Raw genomic sequence first — 19,357 nt, forward strand, 5'->3', positions numbered from 1 at the left:
CATGAAGAGAGTTCTTACTGCGAATACGGCCAGTCTGCGCCGGTTTCTCGTGCGCAATGTTCCGAGTCGTTCCATGCGCGCACGTTCATTGAGCGCGATGGTGTGCGCATGTGTCGCATGCGGTGCGTTGATCGCGTGCACGCCGTCGTATGACTGGCGCACGATCATGAATAACGACGACGGCTACGAAGTCACGCTGCCCGCCAAGCCGCACGCCGAGGAGCGCAAGATTCAGATTGCCGGCCAGCCGATGACCATGCGCATGCAGACCGCCGAAGCCAATGACGCGGTTTTCGCAATCGGCACGGTTGTCCTGCCCAGCGCCGATCCCGCGTTGCAACGCGCCGCGCTCGACTTCCTCCAGCAAGGCCTCGCCCGTAACGTGAATGCCCAGCCGGCCGCGCGCGCGACGCAGATCGACCTCGCTGTCGGCGGTCGAGTGCTCGGCAGCGAGATGGAAGTCAAGGGACCAAGCGGGAATCAGCGCGAGAGCCGGACGATTCACGCGCGTTTCGTGGCGCATGGCATGCATGTCTACCAAGTCGCGATTGTCTCGGACAAAGCGCCGCCTTCTGAACAGTCCGACCAATTCTTTTCTTCCTTCAAATTGTTTTAGAGGGAAACCTCGGTTTTCTGCGACTGCTCACTTAAGAGTGCTGCTCGTGAGGTTTACAAAGCCGAAGTTCATTCACAGCTTTGACGTCTAATGCCCGGATTTGTCAGGACTTTTTTCGCTATCCACAGAGTCTGTGGATAACTTTGTGGAAAACAGTGTCGGTGAGTCGCTGGAAGCCCGCTTCATGTGGCCGGGCTTACTTTGCCTCCCTTCATGGCAAGTTAAATAGTTCAATAAAATCAATGGTCTGTGCAATGCGTTCTGTCATGTAGGTTGATAGTAGGAAAAAGAAGGGCGGATCGGCTTGGTGTGCATAAGTCAAGTCTTGACAGGCAATATTTCGCGCCCGATGACCTTGAGGCTCATGCCGCAGGAAACGCGCGACGGTATTGCACGGCTTCCGCGACATGCGCCGCGGTCGGAATGTTCGCCCCGGATAGATCGGCAATGGTCCGTGTGACTTTCAAAACGCGGTAATAGCCGCGCGCCGACCAACCGAAGCGCTCGCTCGCGGCGCGCAGGAGCGCGGCGCCTTCGGCATCAGGTCGGCAGAGCGTGTCGGCATCGCGGCCGTCGAGTTCGCGATTGGTCTTGCCTTGCCGCGCGAGCTGGACGGCGCGCGCCGCCTCGACGCGTGAAGCCACCGTTGCGCTGGATTCGCCATGCTTGGCGCCGCGCGCCGAGAGTTCAGCGGGCGAGAGCGCAGGCAACTCGATCTGAATATCGATGCGATCGAGCAGCGGTCCGGACAACTTGCGCAAATAGCGCGCGGCGACGTCGGGTGAGCATCGGCAACGTCCGCCTGGATCGCCACGCCATCCACACGGACATGGATTCATCGCGGCGACGAGCTGACACGCGGCAGGAAACTCCGCCTGTTGCGCCGCCCGGGACACGGTGATGCAACCCGCTTCGAGCGGCTCGCGCAGCGTTTCGAGTACCTTGCGATCGAATTCGGGCAACTCGTCGAGAAAAAGCACGCCGAGATGCGCAAGCGTGATCTCGCCCGGCTGCGGCGGATTTCTGCCGCCAACCAGCGCCACCGCGCTCGATGAATGATGTGGCGCGCGAAACGGCCGCCGCCTCCATTGCGCGGGCGTAAATCCGAGCGAGCTTGCCGACAGAATGGCGGCGGAGGCGAGCGCTTCGTCGTCGGTCATTGGCGGAAGCAGGCCGGGCAAGCGCGCGGCGAGCATGGATTTGCCCGCGCCGGGCGGCCCGACCATCAGCAGATGATGACCACCCGCCGCCGCAACCTCCAACGCGCGACGCGCAGCCGGATGCCCGATGACATCCGCGAGATCGGGCGCGGTCGGCCGCGATGACGCATTCAATTGCGTAAAAGCCCGCGCGGGACGAAGCCGCGCATCCGGAACGCCGTTCAGATGCGCGCAGAGCGTCGGCAGATCCGCCGCGCCGAACACTTCGATGCCGGGCACCAGCGCGGCTTCGGCAGCACTTGCGAGCGGCACATAGATTTCCGGCGCACGCCCGCTCTCCGAACCGTTCGATGCATGGTGCCGCGCCGCTCCGCACACCATCGCGAATGCTCCGCGCATGGGCCGCAGCGCGCCGGTCAGCGACAGCTCCCCAGCGAACTCACGATTTTCGAGCGATGCAGCCGGAATCTGTCCGCTCGCCGCCAGAATGCCGAGCGCGATAGGCAAGTCGAAACGTCCCGACTCCTTTGGCAAATCTGCCGGAGCGAGATTGACGGTGATGCGGTTGACGGGGAATTCCAGTCCGCAATTCTGCAGCGCGGCGCGCACGCGCTCGCGGCTTTCGCGAACTTCGAGATCGGGTAAGCCGACGATGGAGAACGACGGCAATCCGTTTGCGAGATGAACTTCGACGACCACTTCCGGCGCGCGCCCAGGGGCGGGCGCGCGGCTCTTAACCACGGCAAGCGACATGATTTCACCTGAAACGGCGCGCGCTCGAAGGCGGCGCCGGCAATGAGACTAGGACTTCACGGCTCGCCGGCCGAGGTCGACAGTAGTTGAAGCAGTCAGTCCTGCGACGAGGAGCCGCCCGGCTGGTGCTGCTCCAGTTGCGCGACGCGTTTTTCCAGCTCTTCCAGCCGGGCGCGCGTACGCACGAGCACCTGAGTCTGCGTGTCGAATTCTTCGCGGGTCACGAGATCGAGCTTCGAGAAGCCCTGCGAAAGCATGGCTTTCACATTTTTCTCGACGTCTTTAGCAGGCGAATTCTTGAAGAGCTCGCTCATCTTCTGCTGCAGGTCATTGAAAACGTCGTTGGGCTGCTTCATCGTTTCTCCCTTTGCACAAAAAAAGTGCATTCATTGTTAGGTCAGTGCCCCGGCCGGTTGCATGATCGATTTTGGTGCATTCGTCACGCACTGCCGGGCACATTCGAGGCGCCGCGATTTTAGCGCTCCCGCGCTCCCGCGTTTTCTGCCTTTGCCCCTTTTAACGGGACCTTGCGAGCACTCTAGCAACGAACCCACCCCGGCGCCAGCAGCTACGGCGCGCGTTAGCCATTCGGCAGATCCCTTGCGCGCGCCTTTCGTGAACTCGTGCAAAGCCCCGTGAGCACTCGATTGGCATACGAGTTGCATAAGTGGCGCGGACCTTTTCTGCACGCTTCTTTCAGCGGCCCGACAGGACGGACGTGGGCTTGCAACCGAGGCATCCCGCTTTAGAAGGCATCGAAGGATCAGAGGCACACCACAGCGAGGGATACATGAAGCTCATTACCGCAATCATCAAGCCGTTCAAGCTCGACGAAGCGCGCGAAGCGCTCTCGGCGATCGGCGTCTCGGGCATCACGGTGACCGAGGTAAAAGGCTTCGGCCGCCAGAAAGGTCACACCGAACTTTATCGGGGCGCGGAATACGTCGTCGATTTCCTGCCGAAGGTGAAGATCGAAGCGGCCGTATCGGACGACATCGTCGATCAGGCGATCGAAGCGGTCGAACGCGCGGCGCGCACGGGAAAAATCGGCGACGGCAAGATCTTCGTCACGGCAATCGAACAGGTCATTCGTATTCGTACCGGTGAGACCGGCGCGGACGCGCTCTAAGAAAAGAAATCGGCGATAAGAGGAAACCGAAGAATGCGTAACTTTTTGATGTCATTGCTGGTGGCGGGCGCCCTGGTCGGCGCCAATGTCGGCACCGCACTCGCCCAGGACGCGTCCGCTCCGGCCGCTGCCTCGGCACCCGCGGCCGACGCCGCATCGGCGCCTGCAAGCGCACCGGCCAGCGCCAACACGGCGATGGCTTCGTCGGCGGAAGGCGCTTCCGCAGCGGCGGCAGCTTCCGACGCCGCTCCCGCCGCGCCGACCGAACCATTCTCGGTCGATTCGTCGAAGATCAGCTCGGGTGACACCGCGTGGATGCTCACCTCGACCGCACTCGTGCTGTTCATGACGGTTCCGGGCCTCGCGCTGTTCTACGCAGGCATGGTTCGCAAGAAGAACGTGCTGGCAACGGTAATGCAGAGCTTCGCAATCTGCTGTCTCGTCACGATCATCTGGACGGTCGTGGGCTACAGCATCGCGTTCACGCCGGGCAATTCGTTCCTGGGTGGCTTCTCGCGCGTGTTCCTGCACGGCATGAACTACATCAAGGGCGACAAGGCCACGACGCTGACCGTCAGCCATCTGGCATCGACGATTCCGGAATCGGTCTACTTCGTCTACCAGATGACGTTCGCGATCATCACCCCGGCGCTCATCACCGGCGCGTTCGCCGACCGGATGAAGTTTTCCGCGATGCTCGTGTTCATGACGCTGTGGTCGATCATCGTCTACTCGCCGATCGCGCACATGGTCTGGGAACCGACCGGCTGGCTGGCAGGCGCGGGCGTGCTCGACTTCGCGGGCGGCACGGTGGTTCACATCAACGCCGGTATCGCGGGCCTGATGTGCTGTCTGGTGCTCGGCAAGCGCGTTGGCTACGGCCGTGAAGTGATGGCGCCGCACAACCTCGTGCTCTCGCTGATCGGTGCATCGATGCTGTGGGTGGGCTGGTTCGGCTTCAACGCGGGTTCGGCAGTCGCGGCTGACGGCCGTGCCGGCTTCGCCATGCTCACGACGCAGATCGCCACCGCATTCGCCGCCTTCGGCTGGATGTTCGCGGAATGGATTTCGAAGGGTAAGCCTTCGGTGCTCGGCATCATCTCGGGCGCGGTTGCAGGTCTCGTTGCAGTGACGCCGGCTTCGGGCTTCGTGGGCGTGACGGGCGCTATCGTGATCGGCATCGTGGCGGGCGTGGTCTGCTTCTGGTCGGCAACGTGGCTCAAGCACAAGTTCGGTTACGACGATTCGCTCGATGCGTTCGGCGTGCACGGCGTGGGCGGGATCATCGGCGCTTTGCTGACGGGCGTGTTCGCAGTGAAGGACATCGGCGGCTTCGATGGCAATGTCATCGTGCAGGCGAAGGGCGTGCTGGTCACGCTGGTCTATAGCGGCGTCGTCAGCTTCGTGCTGCTCAAGATCATCGACATGGTCATGGGTCTGCGCGTGACGGAAGAAGAGGAACGCGAAGGTCTCGACGTCACGCTGCATGGCGAGCACGTCGAATAAGGGATTTGAGCCGCGATCCGGCGTGCCGCGAGAGGGCGCGCCGGTTCTCATCCGCTCGGCGCATGTCGCCGGGGCGACGGCAAACGAACGAGCGCAGCGACTTGGCCCGCCTTCATGGCGGGTTTTTTTTCGTCCGCGCGATACGTCGGGTTTTCGTCCAGCACGGCTCGCGCCGCAAATGGCCCGGATTGACTGTGCAGATTGCCGCGATGGGCCGCAAAGCCTTGCTAAATGGCGGTCCATACCCAGTTAGGCAGGGCAATTGCTCTACAATCTTTCGTCCCTGTATCGGCTGGAACGATCGCGTTGGCGGTTGCCCAGTCCCACGCAAAACGCTGTCCACGAGAAATCAATGGTTCCGCACTTAGTTACGGCGTTAAGTGGCCCGCTGCTCGACCTCGAGCGGAAAATTCTCGAGGCTACGCCTTCCATCGAACGGTGGTTCCGTCTCGAATGGCAGGAGCACACGCCGCCGTTTTACTGTTCCGTCGACCTGCGTAACGCCGGCTTCAAGCTCGCGCCCGTCGACACCAATCTCTTTCCCGGCGGCTTCAACAATCTGCCGCACGAAGTGCTTCCGCTTGCCGTGCAGGCGGCGATGGCGTCCATCGAAAAAATTTGTCCGGACGCGAAGAATCTGCTCGTGATTCCGGAGCGGCACACGCGTAACGCGTTTTATCTGGAGAACGTTGCGCGGCTCGCGACCATCATGCGTCAGGCGGGACTCAACGTCCGCTTCGGCACGCTCGATGAAAACATCCACGGGCCCGTGACCATTCCGCTCGCCGATGGCCAAAAGGTCGTCCTCGAACCGCTCGAACGCACGCCGCGCCGTCTCGGCTTGAAGAATTTCGATCCGTGCTCGATCCTGCTCAACAACGATCTTTCCGCCGGCATTCCGCCCGTGCTCGAAAATCTGCACGAGCAATACATCCTGCCGCCGTTGCATGCGGGCTGGGCGGTGCGCCGCAAGTCGACGCACTTCTCCTGCTATGACGATGTCGCGAAAAAGTTCGCGAAGCTCGTCGAGATCGATCCGTGGATGGTGAACCCGTACTTCGCGCACGTCGAAGGCGTGGATTACGAGGCGCGCACGGGCGAGGAAGCGCTGGCCGAGGCAATCGACGGCGTCATCAAGAAGATCGCGAAGAAGTACCGCGAGTACGGCATCAGCGAGAAGCCGTATGTCGTCATCAAGGCCGATGCCGGCACGTACGGCAAAGGCGTGATGACCGTGCACGACGCAAGCGAGGTCGCCGCATTGACCAAGCGCGAGCGCACGCGCATGAACGACGCGAAGGAAGGCCTGCAGGTGCACGATGTGATCGTGCAGGAAGGCGTGCACACATTCGAGCGCGTGGAGAATGCGGTGGCGGAGCCGGTCGTGTATATGATCGACCGGTACGTGGTCGGCGGGTTTTATCGCGTGCACGACTCGCGCGAACGCGACCAGAACCTCAACGCGCCCGGCATGCATTTCGTGCCGCTCGGCTTCGAGCACACCGCGCTGCCGGATGCGCACGCGAAGCCCGGCGCCGCGCCGCCGAACCGCTTTTACATGTATGGCGTGGTGGCCAGGCTTGGGTTGCTGGCGGCATCGGTGGAACTCGAGAAGACCGACCCGGAAGCGATTCAGGTCTGAGTGCATAATGCCCTGCTCTCGTGGCCAATACTCATGGCCACGGTCACTAGCTCAAGCGAATACACATGGACATTCTCTTCATCGCCGATCCGCTCGATCGTTTCAAGATCTATAAAGACACGACCTACGCGATGATGGCCGAAGCCGCGCGGCGCGGTCACGTGTTGTACGCATGCGAGCCGCAGCATCTGGCGTGGACTGGCACGTCGGTCGACGCGAGCGTGCGACGCATTGCGATTGTCGGCGACGAAGCGAACAGCGACCGCTGGCCGTGGTTCGCGGCGGAACAGGCGGAGCATTTGCCGCTCACGCGTTTCGGCGCGGTGCTGATGCGCAAAGACCCGCCGTTCGACCTCGAATATGTCAACGCAACCTGGCTGCTCGAAATCGCGGAACGCGCCGGCGCGCGCGTTTTCAACAAACCGCAAGCCATTCGCGATCATTCGGAGAAGCTGGCTATTGCCGAATGGCCGCAGTACGTGGCGCCCACGCTCGTCACGCGCGATGCGGCTCGCCTGCGCGGCTTTCACGCGGAACATGGCGATGTCATTCTGAAACCGCTCGATGGCATGGGCGGCATGGGCGTGTTCCGCGTGAAAGCGGACGGCATGAACCTCGGGTCCATCATCGAGATGTTGAGCGAGGACGGCGCGCGTACGGTGATGGCGCAGAAGTTCATCCCGGAGATCACGGACGGCGACAAGCGCATTCTGGTGATCGGCGGTCAGCCGGTGCCGTATTCGCTGGCGCGTATTCCCCAGGGCAACGAGGTGCGCGGCAATCTGGCGGCGGGCGGTCTTGGCCGTGCGCAACCGCTATCGGCGCGCGATCGCGAGATTGCCGAAACGCTTGGGCCAATTCTTGAAGCACGCGGGCTTTTGCTGGCCGGCCTCGATGCCATCGGCGATTACCTGACGGAAGTCAACGTGACGAGCCCGACATGCTTCCGCGAAATCATGGATCAGACAGGCTTCGACGTTGCTGGAATGTTCATCGACGCGCTCGAACGCGCGGTCGGCTAAACGGCCTTTCGAGCGCTAGCCAACGCTCGAATTGGCGCACTGCAAAAACATAATCGCCGACGCTGTTACAATTATTTCCCGGTTGCTTGCAAGTTTTAGGGTTGGAACGTGCTTTTTCCGGTCTTAAACTGTGTTTAAGAGTGCAAGCGTAAGCTGTGGTAATGGTGGAACGGTGTCTGGTGTAAGGCGGTTGATTTTCGGCCCGCGTGCGACCATATAGGCATCGATCCCGCGCCGCTCGCGCGTTTTCGAGCGATCTCTAGACGCCGGCAACCCTGGCGTCGTTACAGAGGCAGCAATCCTGACATGGCTGGCATTCTGATCATCGCGCATGCTCCGTTCGCTACCGCGCTACGCGAGTGTGTCGCGCACATTTACGGCGGCTTGCCCGCACGCATCGGCGTTGTCGACGTAACGCCCGACTGCGATCCCGTCGAAGTCCGCGCGTTCGCGCGCTCGGAACTCGACCGTCTGCGAGAAGACAATGGCGCCATCGTGCTCACCGACGTCTTCGGCGCGACGCCCGCGAACATCGCGGCGAGTCTCGCGGAAACGGACGTGCGCGTGCTCGCAGGCGTCAATTTGCCGATGCTCGTGCGCGCCGTGTGTTATCGCGCGACTCCCATCGACACGCTTACCGAAAAAATTCTGCAAGGCGGCTCGAAAGGCATCCAGGAACTGGATTCCTCCACGCCGCTGAATCCTTGCGCGCTCGCGACGAAGGCTGCCGGTTCGCAAGATCCGGCGTGCTCCGCGAGTGCCGATCTCGTCGCCGCGAAGGCCGCGAGTCACTGACGCCGCTCAATTCATCCACTAGCGCCCGGAGCATCATGCTGCAACAGGAAACAACGATCGTAAACAAGCTGGGACTCCACGCGCGGGCATCGGCGAAGCTCACGCAACTAGCCGGTAGCTATCAGTCGGAAATCTGGATGAGCCGTAACGGTCGCCGGATCAACGCCAAGAGCATCATGGGCGTGATGATGCTGGCAGCGGGTATCGGCAGCACGGTGACCATCGAAACCGAAGGCGCCGACGAAGCCGATGCGATGAAAGCGATCCTCGCGCTTATCGCCGACAAGTTCGGGGAAGGGCAGTAAGCGCTTCATCCCGCATCGGAAGTAGCCAACGAAAAGCCGCGCTTCGACGCGGCTTTTTTACGTCCGCGTTCTTTGCAGGACAAACGGCCGCGCCTCGCTGCGACGGCCGTTCGGCGACCGCAGCCTCATTCGAACTTATAATGCTAGCGCGGTCCGAAGCGCCTACCGCAGGCCCCGAGAGACCGCGCAGAAACTACAGAGGAGGTGCGCGTGTCCTTCACGCTGCATGGAATTCCCGTCTCACGAGGCATCGCCATTGGGCGAGCGTATCTGATCGCGCCTGCGGCGCTCGATGTCGCTCACTATCTTATCGATCCGGACCAGATCGACGCTGAAATCGCGCGGTTTTATGCCGCGCAAGCGGGCGTGCTCGCCGAACTCGAAACGCTTCGCAACGACCTGGCCGCGGACGCGCCTGGCGAAATGACAGCGTTCATCAACGTTCACATGATGATCCTGAACGACGCCATGCTCGTGCAGGAAGTCATCGATCTGATTCGCACGCGGCGCTACAACGTCGAATGGGCGCTCACCGAACAACTCGAAATCCTGAGCCGCTATTTCGACGAAATCGAAGACGAATATCTGCGCGAACGGAAGGCGGATATCGAGCAAGTGGTGGAACGGCTGCTCAAGGCGCTTGCAGGCGCGCCGACCACTGCATCGATGGTGGCGCATACGGTTGCGAGCAACGGCCACAACGAGATGATCGTCGTGGCGCACGACATCGCGCCGGCCGACATGCTGCAGTTCAAGACGCAAGCATTCAAAGGTTTCGTCACCGATCTCGGCGGCCGCACGTCGCATACGGCGATCGTCGCGCGTAGTCTCGGCATTCCCGCGTCGGTCGGGGTGCAGCAGGCGAGCGTGCTGATTCGTCAGAACGATCTCATCATCGTGGACGGCGATCACGGCATTGTCATCGTCGATCCCGCGCCGATCGTGCTCGAAGAGTATTCGTACCGGCAAAGCGAAAAGGTGCTGGAGCAGCGCAAGCTGCAGCGCCTCAAGTTTTCGCCGACGCAAACCTTATGCGGCACGAAGATCGAGCTGTGCGCGAACATCGAACTGCCCGAGGATGCGAAGGTCGCGGTGGAAGCGGGCGCGATGGGCGTCGGCCTCTTTCGCACCGAGTTTCTCTTCATGAATCATAAGAACCAGTTGCCGGAGGAAGAGGAGCAGTTCGAGGCCTACAAGCGCGCGATCGAACTGATGAACGGCAAGCCGGTGACCATTCGCACGATCGATGTCGGCGCGGACAAGCCACTCGATTCGATGAGCGCCGGCGACGGCTACGAAGTCGCGCCGAACCCAGCGCTCGGGCTGCGCGCCATTCGCTGGAGTCTGTCCGAGCCGCAAATGTTCATGACGCAACTGCGCGCCATCTTGCGCGCATCCGCGTTCGGTCCGACCAAGATTCTGATTCCAATGCTCGCGCACGCGCAGGAGATCGATCAGACGCTCGATCTGATCCGCGAGGCGAAGCGTCAACTCGACGACGCGGGCATCGCCTACGACCGCCAGATTCAGGTCGGCGCGATGATCGAAATTCCCGCCGCCGCCATCGCCGTGCGGCTCTTCCTGAGCCGGCTGGATTTTCTGTCGATCGGCACCAACGATCTGATCCAATACACGCTCGCCATCGACCGCGCGGATAACGCGGTCGCGCATCTGTACGATCCGCTGCATCCGGCCGTGCTGAATCTGATCGCGTTCACGCTGCGCGAAGCGAAGCGCGCCGGCGTACCGGTGTCGGTATGTGGTGAGATGGCGGGCGATCCGACGGTCACGCGCTTGTTGCTCGGGCTCGGTCTGACCGAGTTTTCGATGCATCCGAGCCAGTTGCTTGTCGTGAAGCAGGAAATCTTGCGCTCGAATCTCAAGGCATTCGATAAGCCCGTAGCGGACGTGCTCGCGGCTTACGAGCCGGATGAATTGCAAGCAGCGTTGGCGCGGCTTCAGAAGATTTGAGGCTTACGAAGCACGCGCATGCCGCTCGCCGCAGACCACGCAATCGGCCTGGCGCGCGATCTTCATCGTGTTCCACTCCATGCGCAGTGAATCCAGCATCATCAGCCGGCCGGCGAGCGTTTCGCCGAAGCCGCCGATCACGCGTAGCGCCTCCGCCGCCTGCATTGCGCCAATGATGCCCACGGTCGGCGAGAACACGCCCATCGTCGAACACGCGACTTCCTCGAACGCCTGATCCGGCGGAAACACGCACGCATAACACGGCGATTGCTCCGAGCGGAAATCGAACGTGCTGATCTGCCCGTCGAAACGCAAGGCCGCGCCCGACACGAGCGGGACGCCATGCGCGACGCACGCGGCGTTGATTGCGTGACGCGTGGCGAAGTTGTCGCTGCAATCCAGCACGACCGACGCGCCCGGCACGTTAGCATCGAGCCAGGCCGCGTCGGCACGCGCGTTGACCGCTTCGATCTCGACATCCGGATTCAGCGCGTTGAGCGTCGCGCACGCGGATTCCACTTTGGCCTCTCCGACCGAACGCGTCGCGTGCACGATCTGCCGTTGCAGATTCGTGAGGTCGACGGTATCGGCATCGACGAGGGTCAGCTTGCCGATTCCCGCTGCCGTGAGATACATCGCGGCAGGCGCGCCTAGGCCGCCCGCGCCGACGATGATCGCGTGAGCATCGAGAAAGCGCTGCTGCGCTTCGATGCCGATTTCATCGACGAGAATATGGCGGGAATAGCGGAGAAGTTGGTCGTCGTTCATCGAGCGGGCGCGTGGCAACGCGCTGTCTGTGCTGCGAAGGGAACGCCGTGGAAGCGGCGCGCTTGAGGCGGATATTCTAAGCGCGCGCGGGAGGAAAGGCTTCGCGGCGCGTGACCGCGAAGCCGTACTGCTGATGTTGCACTGCCTCTTACTTCGACTGAGCCGTGGGCGACGAAGCCGGTTCCGCGCCCGATGCCGGCGCCGAACCCGGCGTGGCCGGCAGCGCGGGCGCCGCAACCACCGGCGCCGAAGCCGAACGTCCCGGCTTGTTCTGTGCGAGCTTGCGTTCGCTGTACGACTTCGATTCGACGACCGTCTTGCCTTCCAGCTTGTTCAACGCCTGCGCAAGCATGAAGTCGTCCGAACTGCCGAACTCCACCGGCTTGCGTTCGCGATCCTTGCGACGCTGCTCCGGCGTTTTCTTGTCGTTCTGCTCTTCGAGAATGCGCAGTTGTTCCAGGCGGTCCTGCTCGCGCTGTTCGGATTCCTTCTTCTCGTTCGGGTCTTGCGTGTTGGCGAGGTGATTCGAATAATCGACTTCGCGCGTGACGAGCGCGTCGTCGGGGTCGCCATCCGCGTATTGATCCACCGGCACATCGGGGCGCACGCCTTGGTTCTGGATGGACTTGCCGCTCGGCGTGTAGTAGTACGCCGTTGTCAGACGCAGCGCGGTGTCCGCGGTCATCGGGCGCACCGTCTGCACCGAGCCCTTGCCGAAGGTCGTCTTACCGACGATCAGCGCGCGGTGATGATCCTGCAACGCGCCCGCCACGATTTCCGATGCCGACGCCGAGTAGGCGTTGGTCAGCACGACCATCGGCACCTTCTTGAAAATGTCCGGCACGCTCTTCAGCGGATCGGAATCGAAGGAGGGCAAACGATAGTTGTCGTAGGTGTCGCGGAAAGTCTGCTTCGCGTCCGCGATCTGGCCGTTGGTCGACACGACCACCGAGTTGTCCGGCAGGAATGCGCCCGCCACGCCGACCGCGCTCTGCAACAGACCGCCGCCGTTATTGCGCAGGTCGAGCACGAGGCCCTTCAGGTTCGGTTGTTGACGCGCGAGATCCTGCAGCTTGGCCGCGAGGTCCGGCACCGTGCGTTCCTGGAAGCTCGTGATGCGGATATAGCCATAGCCCGGCTCAGGCACCTTCATCTTGACCGATTGCACGCGGATGAGCGCACGCGTGACGGTGAGCGGGAACGTGCGGTCGTCGCTCTTGCGGAAGATGGTGAGCGTGACCTTGGTGCCCGGTTCGCCGCGCATTTGCTTGACGGCCTTGTCGAGCGTCATGCCGCGCACCGGCTTGTCGTTGATGCGCGTGATGAGGTCGCCCGGACGAATGCCGGCACGGAACGCAGGCGTGTCTTCGATAGGCGAGATGACCTTGATGAGACCGTCTTCCGAGGAAATCTCGATGCCGAGGCCCGCGAAACGGCCCTTGGTCTGTTCCTGAAGCTCTTCGTAATCGGTCTTGTCGAGATACGACGAGTGCGGATCGAGGCTCGACACCATGCCCTTGATGGCGGCGGTGAGGAGCTTCTTGTCATCAACGGGTTCGACGTATTCGTGCTTGATCTGCCCGAAGACTTCGGCGAAGAGCCGCAATTGATCGAGCGGCAGCGGCGATGAGGCCGCTTGCTGGGCGGACGCGGAAATCTGCAGAGTTGCAAGTGCGCCGGCAGCAACGCCCGCGGCTATGAGACCGAAGTTTTTCAGGTTCTTTCGCATAGAGGAGTGCGTTTGGAAAACGAATGGGCTGCATCGTGGGTGACGGGCCAGTATACCCGCTCACCTTCAATGACGACTTAAACGCAACTTAAATGCCCGGGCACGCAGCGCTTGAAACAGCGGGCTCTGCGACGAATGTGTCGGGCGCGACGGAAGACTGTCAGCGAGCGGACATCGGCGCGCGGACCGCCGTGGTCCGCGCATGCAAAGCGCTTGTCGTGCTTATCCCGCCTTGCCCTGCTTGGCGACAGCCGCCTGCGCCGCCGCGATGGCGTCCGGATCGCCCAGGTAGTAATGCTGGATGGGCTTCAGGTTCTCGTCCAGTTCATATACGAGCGGGACGCCGTTCGGGATGTTCAGTCCGACGATGTCGTCATCCGAAATATTGTCCAGATACTTCACGAGCGCACGGATGGAATTGCCATGCGCCGAGATCACGACCTGTTTGCCCGACTTGATGGCCGGCGCGATTGACTCGTTCCACATGGGCAGCACGCGCGCGACCGTGTCTTTCAGGCACTCGGTAAGCGGCAGTTGTTCACGCGGCACGCGGGCATAGCGCGGGTCGTTAAAGGAGGCGCGTTCGTCGTCCGGATTCAGCGCGGGCGGCGGCGTGTCGTAGCTGCGGCGCCAGACGAGCACCTGGTCGTCGCCGTACTTCTTCGCGGTCTCGGCCTTGTTCAGCCCGGCAAGCGCGCCATAGTGACGCTCGTTCAGACGCCACGAATGAACGACCGGAATGTACATCTGGTCCATTTCGTCCTGCACGTGCCAGAGCGTGCGGATGGCGCGCTTGAGCACGGAGGTATAAGCGATGTCGAAGGTATAGCCCGCTTCCTTCAGCAGCACGCCTGCCTGGCGTGCCTCGCGATTGCCCTGCTCGGTCAGGTCGACATCCACCCAGCCGGTGAAGCGGTTTTCCTTGTTCCACGTCGATTCGCCGTGGCGGATGAGCACTAGCTTGTACATGTTTGTAGGTCGGTCAGTTAGGAAGCGGTGCGCCGATCGCACCCCCGATATCCTGCCCACGCGCGCGGGGTGCCGCCATCGGCCGGATGGACAAGGCCATCGCGGTAGACGGTTATTTTATAATGTTCGGATTGCCCTCATTTCCCTTTCTTCCTTCATTACTACCTTTCGGCGGCCCTCGACGTGAAGTTTTTCACTGATTACACGAATCTCGCACTCATCGCGATTGCGCTCATCTCCGGCGCGCTGCTGCTTTGGCCTGTCCTCATGCGGCGCGGCCGTGGCGGCATTTCGGCCGCTGAAGCCGTTACGCTCATCAACCGGCGCAACGCTGTGGTTGTCGATTTGCGGCCCGCGTCCGAGTTCGCGCAGGGCCATTTGCCGTCGGCCCGCAATATCGAGCAGACGGAGCTCCAAGCAAAAATTGGCCAGATCGCCAAAAATAAAGGCAATCCGGTCGTGCTCGTGTGCCAGACCGGTCAACAATCGCAGCGTGCCAGCCGCGCCGTTTCGGAGGCTGGCTACGCTGAGGTCCATGTTTTGCAAGGCGGTGTGGATGCCTGGCAAAAGGCCGGAATGCCGGTCGTGAAACAAGGAGCAGTCAAGTGAACAAAGTCCTCATGTACAGCACCCAAGTGTGCCCGTATTGCCAGATGGCCGAACGTCTTTTAAAGTCCCGCGGGGTCGAAAACATCGAGAAGGTGCTGATCGACCGTGAGCCGGGCCGTCGCGAGGAAATGATGACGCGCACCGGCCGCCGGACCGTGCCGCAGGTTTATATCGGCGACACGCACGTCGGCGGATATGACGATCTTTCGGCGCTGGACCGCAAGGGCGGTCTCGTGCCGCTTCTCGAGTCGGCCTGACACCACCGCGCGCCGCTCGCGCATTGCGCCGGCGGCGAAGGCGCGCACGCCGAGAGACAAGCGCGCCGAACTTCGAATCATCTAGGAAACCATTATGTCCGACGAGAATAACCAACCGTTTTTCAACATCCAGCGCATTTATCTGAAGGATATGTCGCTCGAGCAGCCGAACTCGCCCGCCATCTTCCTCGAACAGGACATGCCCGCGGTTGAGGTCGAAGTCGATGTCAAGGCCGACCGTCTGGCTGAAAGTGTCTTCGAAGTGCTGGTAACAGGCACGGTTACGGCCAAAGTCACGGACAAGGTGGCATTCCTGATCGAAGCAAAGCAAGCAGGTATCTTCGACATTCGCAATATTCCGGCTGAACAGATCGACCCGCTCGTCGGCATTGCGTGCCCGACCATCCTGTTCCCGTACCTGCGCTCGAATATCGCCGATGCGATCACCCGCGCCGGTTTCCCGCCGATCCACCTCGCCGAAATCAACTTCCAGGCCTTGTACGAGCAGCGCCTGTCGCAACTTGCGGGCTCGCAGGAAGGCACGGCGAACGGCGCGACGCACTGACGCTTAACGTATCAACCAGTCTGGTCTCACTCTGCCTAACCGGAGCCGAGCATGAAAGTAGCCGTCCTCGGCGCCGGCGCGTGGGGCACCGCATTAGCGGGCCACCTCGCGGCACGGCACGACACGTTGCTCTGGGCGCGCGATGGCGCGCTCATCGAATCGCTTACCCAAACGCATGAAAACGCGCGATATCTCGCGGGCGTAGGCCTGCCAGAAGCGCTGGCGTATTCCGCCGATTTCAACGCGGCCCTCGCACACGCCGCCGCTGACGACGCGTTGTGCGTCGTCGCGACGCCCGTCGCGGGCCTGCGCGCCATGTGCCGCTCGATGCGCCAGGCGGGCACCGTTCCCGCGCATATTCTCTGGCTATGCAAGGGCTTCGAAGCGGATACGCAGTGCCTTCCGAACGAGGTCGTCGCGGCCGAATTGCCTGACCATGTCAGTAACGGCACGCTGTCGGGTCCGAGTTTCGCGCGCGAAGTCGGACGTGGTTTGCCAGTTGCGCTGACAGTTGCGAGCGCATCGGCGACCTTGGGCACGCGCACGGTGACCGCGTTTCATCATGGCGCCATGCGCATCTATACCGGCGACGATATCGTCGGCGTCGAAGTGGGCGGCGCGGTGAAGAACGTGCTCGCCATCGCCACCGGCATCTCCGATGGCCTCGGCCTCGGCCTCAACGCGCGGGCGGCGCTCATCACACGCGGTCTCGCGGAAATGTCGCGGCTCGGCGTCGCATTGGGCGGGCGCGCGGAGACTTTCACCGGTCTCACGGGCCTCGGCGACCTGATTCTTACCGCAACCGGCGACCTTTCGCGCAACCGCACGGTCGGCGTGCAACTGGCGAGCGGCCGCACGCTCGACGAGATTCTCGCGGCGCTCGGGCATGTAGCTGAGGGCGTGCGCTGCGCGCGCGCGGTTCTTTCGCTTGCGCAGTCGCGTGGCATCGACATGCCGATCACACAGGCGGTATGCCGCGTACTTTTCGATAACGTCACGCCGCGCCACGCGGTGCAGGCGCTGCTCAGCCGGGACGCGAAGGCCGAGTAGCTTTTAGTCTGCGTCGCGACGCGGACCGAAGCGGTTCACGACGCTCACTCGCCACCGTCGAATCCGGCCTGACGCCACGCCTCGAACGTGACGATTGCCACCGTGTTCGACAAATTCAGGCTGCGGTTGCCCGGACGCATGGGCAGGCGCACGCGTTGTTGCGTCGGAAAACCATCCAGCAAGTCGGCCGCAAGACCGCGTGTTTCCGCGCCGAACACAAACCAGTCGCCGGGCTGGAACGCGTGATCGAAAAAGGGCGTCGAGCCGCGCGTGGTAAAGGCAAACATGCGCGCTGGGTCGGGCGTTTCCTTCGCGAGGAAGGCGCTCCAGTTGGCGTGCACGTTCATCTCCGCGTACTCGTGATAATCGAGACCGGCGCGGCGCATTTTGGCGTCGTCGAGCGGAAAGCCGAGCGGCTCGATCAGATGCAAACGCGCGCCCGTGTTGGCGCACAGGCGGATCACATTGCCGGTGTTCGGCGGAATTTCGGGCTCGACGAGTACGACGTTGAACATGGATTGCAGTGGTGGATTGGTTAATCTTTGGGGGTGCGCAGCGCCACGAAATTGCTGACGCGCCGCGCGCCCGCCAGCTTCAACGTGCGCGCGAGGGCATCGAGCGTGGCGCCGGAGGTCATCACGTCATCGACCACGCCGACATGCTTGCCGCGCACGTCGCCCTTTACTTCGAACGCGGATGCAACGTTGCGGCGGCGCGTATCGAGATCGAGCTTGGATTGCTGCGCGGTGTCGATTCTGCGCACGACGAGCGCGGCGTCACCGTGAACGCGCATGCGACGCGCGAGCGGATGCGCAATCGCCCACGCCTGGTTGTAGCCGCGCGCGGCAAGGCGCTGGCGCGATAGTGGCACCGGCACGATCACGTCGGGTAAAGGCAGATCGCTGTCATCGAACAACGCAGCGAGATGCCGCGCGAATGTCGCGCCTGTCGCCAGCCGCGCGCGAAACTTCAACTCGACGGCCAGTGTGTCGAGTGGCGCGCGATAGTCGGCAAGCGCGATCGTGTCGTTGAACGCAGGCGGATTGTCGAGGCACGCCGCACAGTGCATCCGCGTATCTTCGCGTTCTCGGTCCAGCGCAAACGCCGCCAGCGGAAGCGCGCAGGTCGCGCATCTCAGGCGCGACTCGTTCCAGTACTGGCCGTCACAATCGCTGCACACTACGTCTTGCGACAAATTGCCGCATAACGCGCACTGGCTGGGCAGCGCGGCATCGAGCAGCCGTTTCCCAAGTCCGCGCGCGGTCATCGCGACGCGTGCGGATGACGGGAAGAAATTGCTGAAGACATTCATGGCGGCGCGGACGAATGGTAGGCAACAGGCAACGAACTCGGACGAGCGCATGCACGTGCGGAGAAACAATCGGAACGGTTATGCCCCGTATCGGCCCTAAGCACGGGCTGATTTCAAGACGACCGAGTATACTTCGCACTCTTCGCGAATAGATCGTCATGTCCCAAACGCCCCCTCAAACTAGCCGACCGGCCTATGATTCGCGCCGTTTGCGCGCGATCTTCGACCGTCGCGCCGCGACTTTCGACGAAGTCGCGTTCCTGCCTCGCGAGATTGCCGGCCGGATGCGCGAGCGCCTCGAATACATCAAGGTCGCGCCGACGCGCGTGCTGGATGCGGCGTGCGGCATGGGCGCGGATCTGCCCGCGCTGCGCGAGCGCTTTGCGGAGGCATCGGTACTGGGTGTCGATATTTCTTCCGCGATGCTCGCGCGCGCCCGCGATGCGGAATCGGCGGAAGCCGAAAACGGCGCGGGCTGGCGGCGGTTCCTGCCGGCCACGCTCGCCAAGGCCTTCGGCGCGCGCGGACCGCAACTCGCGCAGGCGGATTTCTCCGAGCTGCCGTTCGCATCGGGCGCGTTCGAGATGCTCTGGTCGAACCTCGCGCTGCACTGGCATTCGCGGCCCGACCTCGTTTTCCCTGAGTGGCAACGCGTGCTGAAGGTCAACGGCCTTCTCATGTTCAGCACCTTCGGCCCAGACACGCTGCGTGAGCTCGCCGCGGCGTATCGCGAGGCCGAGCGCACGCTGGGCTTGCCGCCGCAGCCGCATACGATCGATTTCGTCGACATGCACGACTTGGGCGACATGCTGGTGGAAAGCGGCTTCGAGATTCCCGTGATGGATCAGGAGGTGCTCACCATCACTTACCGTTCGCCGGAATCCTTGCTTGCCGATGTCACGCGCTGGGGTGCTTATCCGTTCGAACGAAGCGCGGCCGCAGACTCGCAAATCGACGTGAAAGCCAGACGCAGCGCGGTTCACAGCGCGCTCGAAGCCTTGCGTCGCGACGACGGAACGATCCCGCTCACGTTCGAAGTGATCTACGGTCATGCATGGAAAGCGGTGCCGCGCACGACCGCCGAAGGTCACGGAATCATTCGGCTGGAAGATATAGGACGAGGCCCAAAACGGAATCGGTGACGGGGTAAAGAGGGCGTCAGTTATGTCTGAAATTTGCGGGCAAAAGCAGCGCCAAAA

Annotated in this window: 20 protein-coding genes; 13 read left to right on the forward strand and 7 right to left on the reverse strand. The window is 62.3% G+C overall.

Features of this window, described 5'->3' with window-relative positions; translation table 11 throughout:
* The first annotated feature begins 73 nt into the window (after positions 1-73).
* Positions 74-616 (forward strand): hypothetical protein, encoded by a 543-nt coding sequence (locus NCT03_RS01100; protein ID WP_250491713.1) that lies wholly within the window; start codon positions 74-76, stop codon positions 614-616.
* A gap of 362 nt (positions 617-978) precedes the next feature.
* On the opposite strand, the gene NCT03_RS01105 is transcribed toward NCT03_RS01100, so the two are convergent.
* Both NCT03_RS01105 and NCT03_RS01110 read right to left on the reverse strand, forming a co-directional pair.
* On the reverse strand, positions 979-2,529 hold the full coding sequence (locus NCT03_RS01105) for a YifB family Mg chelatase-like AAA ATPase (RefSeq protein ID WP_250491714.1): 1,551 nt from the start codon (positions 2,527-2,529) through the stop codon (positions 979-981).
* A 95-nt stretch (positions 2,530-2,624) separates the two neighbouring features.
* Positions 2,625-2,885: an accessory factor UbiK family protein gene (locus tag NCT03_RS01110; RefSeq protein ID WP_244826861.1), complete on the reverse strand. Its 261-nt coding sequence runs from the start codon at positions 2,883-2,885 to the stop codon at positions 2,625-2,627.
* A 434-nt stretch (positions 2,886-3,319) separates the two neighbouring features.
* Here NCT03_RS01110 and NCT03_RS01115 point away from each other — a divergent pair, with 434 nt between their 5' ends.
* The 7 genes from NCT03_RS01115 to ptsP all read left to right on the forward strand — a co-directional run bounded on the left by NCT03_RS01115 (position 3,320) and on the right by ptsP (position 10,899).
* On the forward strand, positions 3,320-3,658 hold the full coding sequence (locus NCT03_RS01115) for a P-II family nitrogen regulator (RefSeq protein WP_014190273.1): 339 nt from the start codon (positions 3,320-3,322) through the stop codon (positions 3,656-3,658).
* A gap of 33 nt (positions 3,659-3,691) precedes the next feature.
* Entirely contained in the window at positions 3,692-5,164 is a 1,473-nt protein-coding gene (locus NCT03_RS01120) for an ammonium transporter (protein WP_244826862.1), read from the forward strand.
* 352 nt (positions 5,165-5,516) lie between these two features.
* Positions 5,517-6,806: a glutamate--cysteine ligase gene (gene gshA, locus NCT03_RS01125; protein ID WP_244826863.1), complete on the forward strand. Its 1,290-nt coding sequence runs from the start codon at positions 5,517-5,519 to the stop codon at positions 6,804-6,806.
* Between the two features lie 65 nt (positions 6,807-6,871).
* Positions 6,872-7,828 (forward strand): glutathione synthase, encoded by a 957-nt coding sequence (gshB, locus tag NCT03_RS01130; RefSeq protein WP_250491715.1) that lies wholly within the window; start codon positions 6,872-6,874, stop codon positions 7,826-7,828.
* Between the two features lie 306 nt (positions 7,829-8,134).
* Entirely contained in the window at positions 8,135-8,623 is a 489-nt protein-coding gene (locus tag NCT03_RS01135) for a PTS sugar transporter subunit IIA (RefSeq protein WP_244826865.1), read from the forward strand.
* Between the two features lie 35 nt (positions 8,624-8,658).
* Positions 8,659-8,928 carry an HPr family phosphocarrier protein gene (locus NCT03_RS01140; RefSeq protein WP_244826866.1) on the forward strand — a complete coding sequence of 90 codons (270 nt, stop codon included), beginning with the start codon at positions 8,659-8,661 and terminating at the stop codon, positions 8,926-8,928.
* Positions 8,929-9,138: 210 nt separating this feature from the next.
* Positions 9,139-10,899 carry a phosphoenolpyruvate--protein phosphotransferase gene (gene ptsP / locus NCT03_RS01145; RefSeq protein ID WP_244826867.1) on the forward strand — a complete coding sequence of 587 codons (1,761 nt, stop codon included), beginning with the start codon at positions 9,139-9,141 and terminating at the stop codon, positions 10,897-10,899.
* 3 nt (positions 10,900-10,902) lie between these two features.
* On the opposite strand, the gene NCT03_RS01150 is transcribed toward ptsP, so the two are convergent.
* The 3 genes from NCT03_RS01150 to gpmA all read right to left on the reverse strand — a co-directional run bounded on the left by NCT03_RS01150 (position 10,903) and on the right by gpmA (position 14,365).
* Positions 10,903-11,667: a HesA/MoeB/ThiF family protein gene (locus NCT03_RS01150; RefSeq protein WP_250491716.1), complete on the reverse strand. Its 765-nt coding sequence runs from the start codon at positions 11,665-11,667 to the stop codon at positions 10,903-10,905.
* 148 nt (positions 11,668-11,815) lie between these two features.
* A complete protein-coding gene (locus tag NCT03_RS01155; protein WP_244826869.1) occupies positions 11,816-13,396 on the reverse strand; it encodes a S41 family peptidase in 1,581 nt (526 codons plus the stop codon).
* Between the two features lie 222 nt (positions 13,397-13,618).
* Positions 13,619-14,365, reverse strand: coding sequence for a 2,3-diphosphoglycerate-dependent phosphoglycerate mutase (gene gpmA / locus NCT03_RS01160; protein ID WP_244826870.1), 747 nt, complete (start codon positions 14,363-14,365; stop codon positions 13,619-13,621).
* 183 nt (positions 14,366-14,548) lie between these two features.
* Here gpmA and NCT03_RS01165 point away from each other — a divergent pair, with 183 nt between their 5' ends.
* The 4 genes from NCT03_RS01165 to NCT03_RS01180 all read left to right on the forward strand — a co-directional run bounded on the left by NCT03_RS01165 (position 14,549) and on the right by NCT03_RS01180 (position 16,846).
* Entirely contained in the window at positions 14,549-14,974 is a 426-nt protein-coding gene (locus tag NCT03_RS01165) for a rhodanese-like domain-containing protein (RefSeq protein WP_244826871.1), read from the forward strand.
* A complete protein-coding gene (gene grxC / locus NCT03_RS01170; protein WP_244826872.1) occupies positions 14,971-15,231 on the forward strand; it encodes a glutaredoxin 3 in 261 nt (86 codons plus the stop codon). Before NCT03_RS01165 ends, grxC begins: the two co-directional genes overlap by 4 nt.
* 94 nt (positions 15,232-15,325) lie before the next feature.
* Positions 15,326-15,796, forward strand: a complete 471-nt coding sequence (gene secB, locus NCT03_RS01175; RefSeq protein WP_250491717.1) for a protein-export chaperone SecB — start codon at positions 15,326-15,328, stop codon at positions 15,794-15,796.
* Positions 15,797-15,847: 51 nt separating this feature from the next.
* A complete protein-coding gene (locus NCT03_RS01180; protein ID WP_250491718.1) occupies positions 15,848-16,846 on the forward strand; it encodes an NAD(P)H-dependent glycerol-3-phosphate dehydrogenase in 999 nt (332 codons plus the stop codon).
* Positions 16,847-16,890: 44 nt separating this feature from the next.
* Here the strand turns inward: NCT03_RS01180 and trmL are convergent, their stop codons facing one another.
* Together trmL and NCT03_RS01190 are read right to left on the reverse strand one after the other, a co-directional pair.
* Entirely contained in the window at positions 16,891-17,361 is a 471-nt protein-coding gene (gene trmL / locus NCT03_RS01185) for a tRNA (uridine(34)/cytosine(34)/5-carboxymethylaminomethyluridine(34)-2'-O)-methyltransferase TrmL (protein WP_244826875.1), read from the reverse strand.
* Positions 17,362-17,381: 20 nt separating this feature from the next.
* Complete coding sequence (locus NCT03_RS01190) at positions 17,382-18,158, reverse strand: phosphoribosyltransferase family protein (RefSeq protein ID WP_502800334.1); 777 nt, start codon at positions 18,156-18,158, stop codon at positions 17,382-17,384.
* Positions 18,159-18,316: 158 nt separating this feature from the next.
* Here NCT03_RS01190 and NCT03_RS01195 point away from each other — a divergent pair, with 158 nt between their 5' ends.
* On the forward strand, positions 18,317-19,300 hold the full coding sequence (locus tag NCT03_RS01195) for a methyltransferase domain-containing protein (protein ID WP_250491719.1): 984 nt from the start codon (positions 18,317-18,319) through the stop codon (positions 19,298-19,300).
* The last annotated feature ends 57 nt before the right edge of the window (positions 19,301-19,357 follow it).

Origin of the sequence: Caballeronia sp. GAWG1-1, assembly GCF_023631465.1 — a bacterium.
Classification (GTDB): Bacteria; Pseudomonadota; Gammaproteobacteria; order Burkholderiales; family Burkholderiaceae; genus Caballeronia.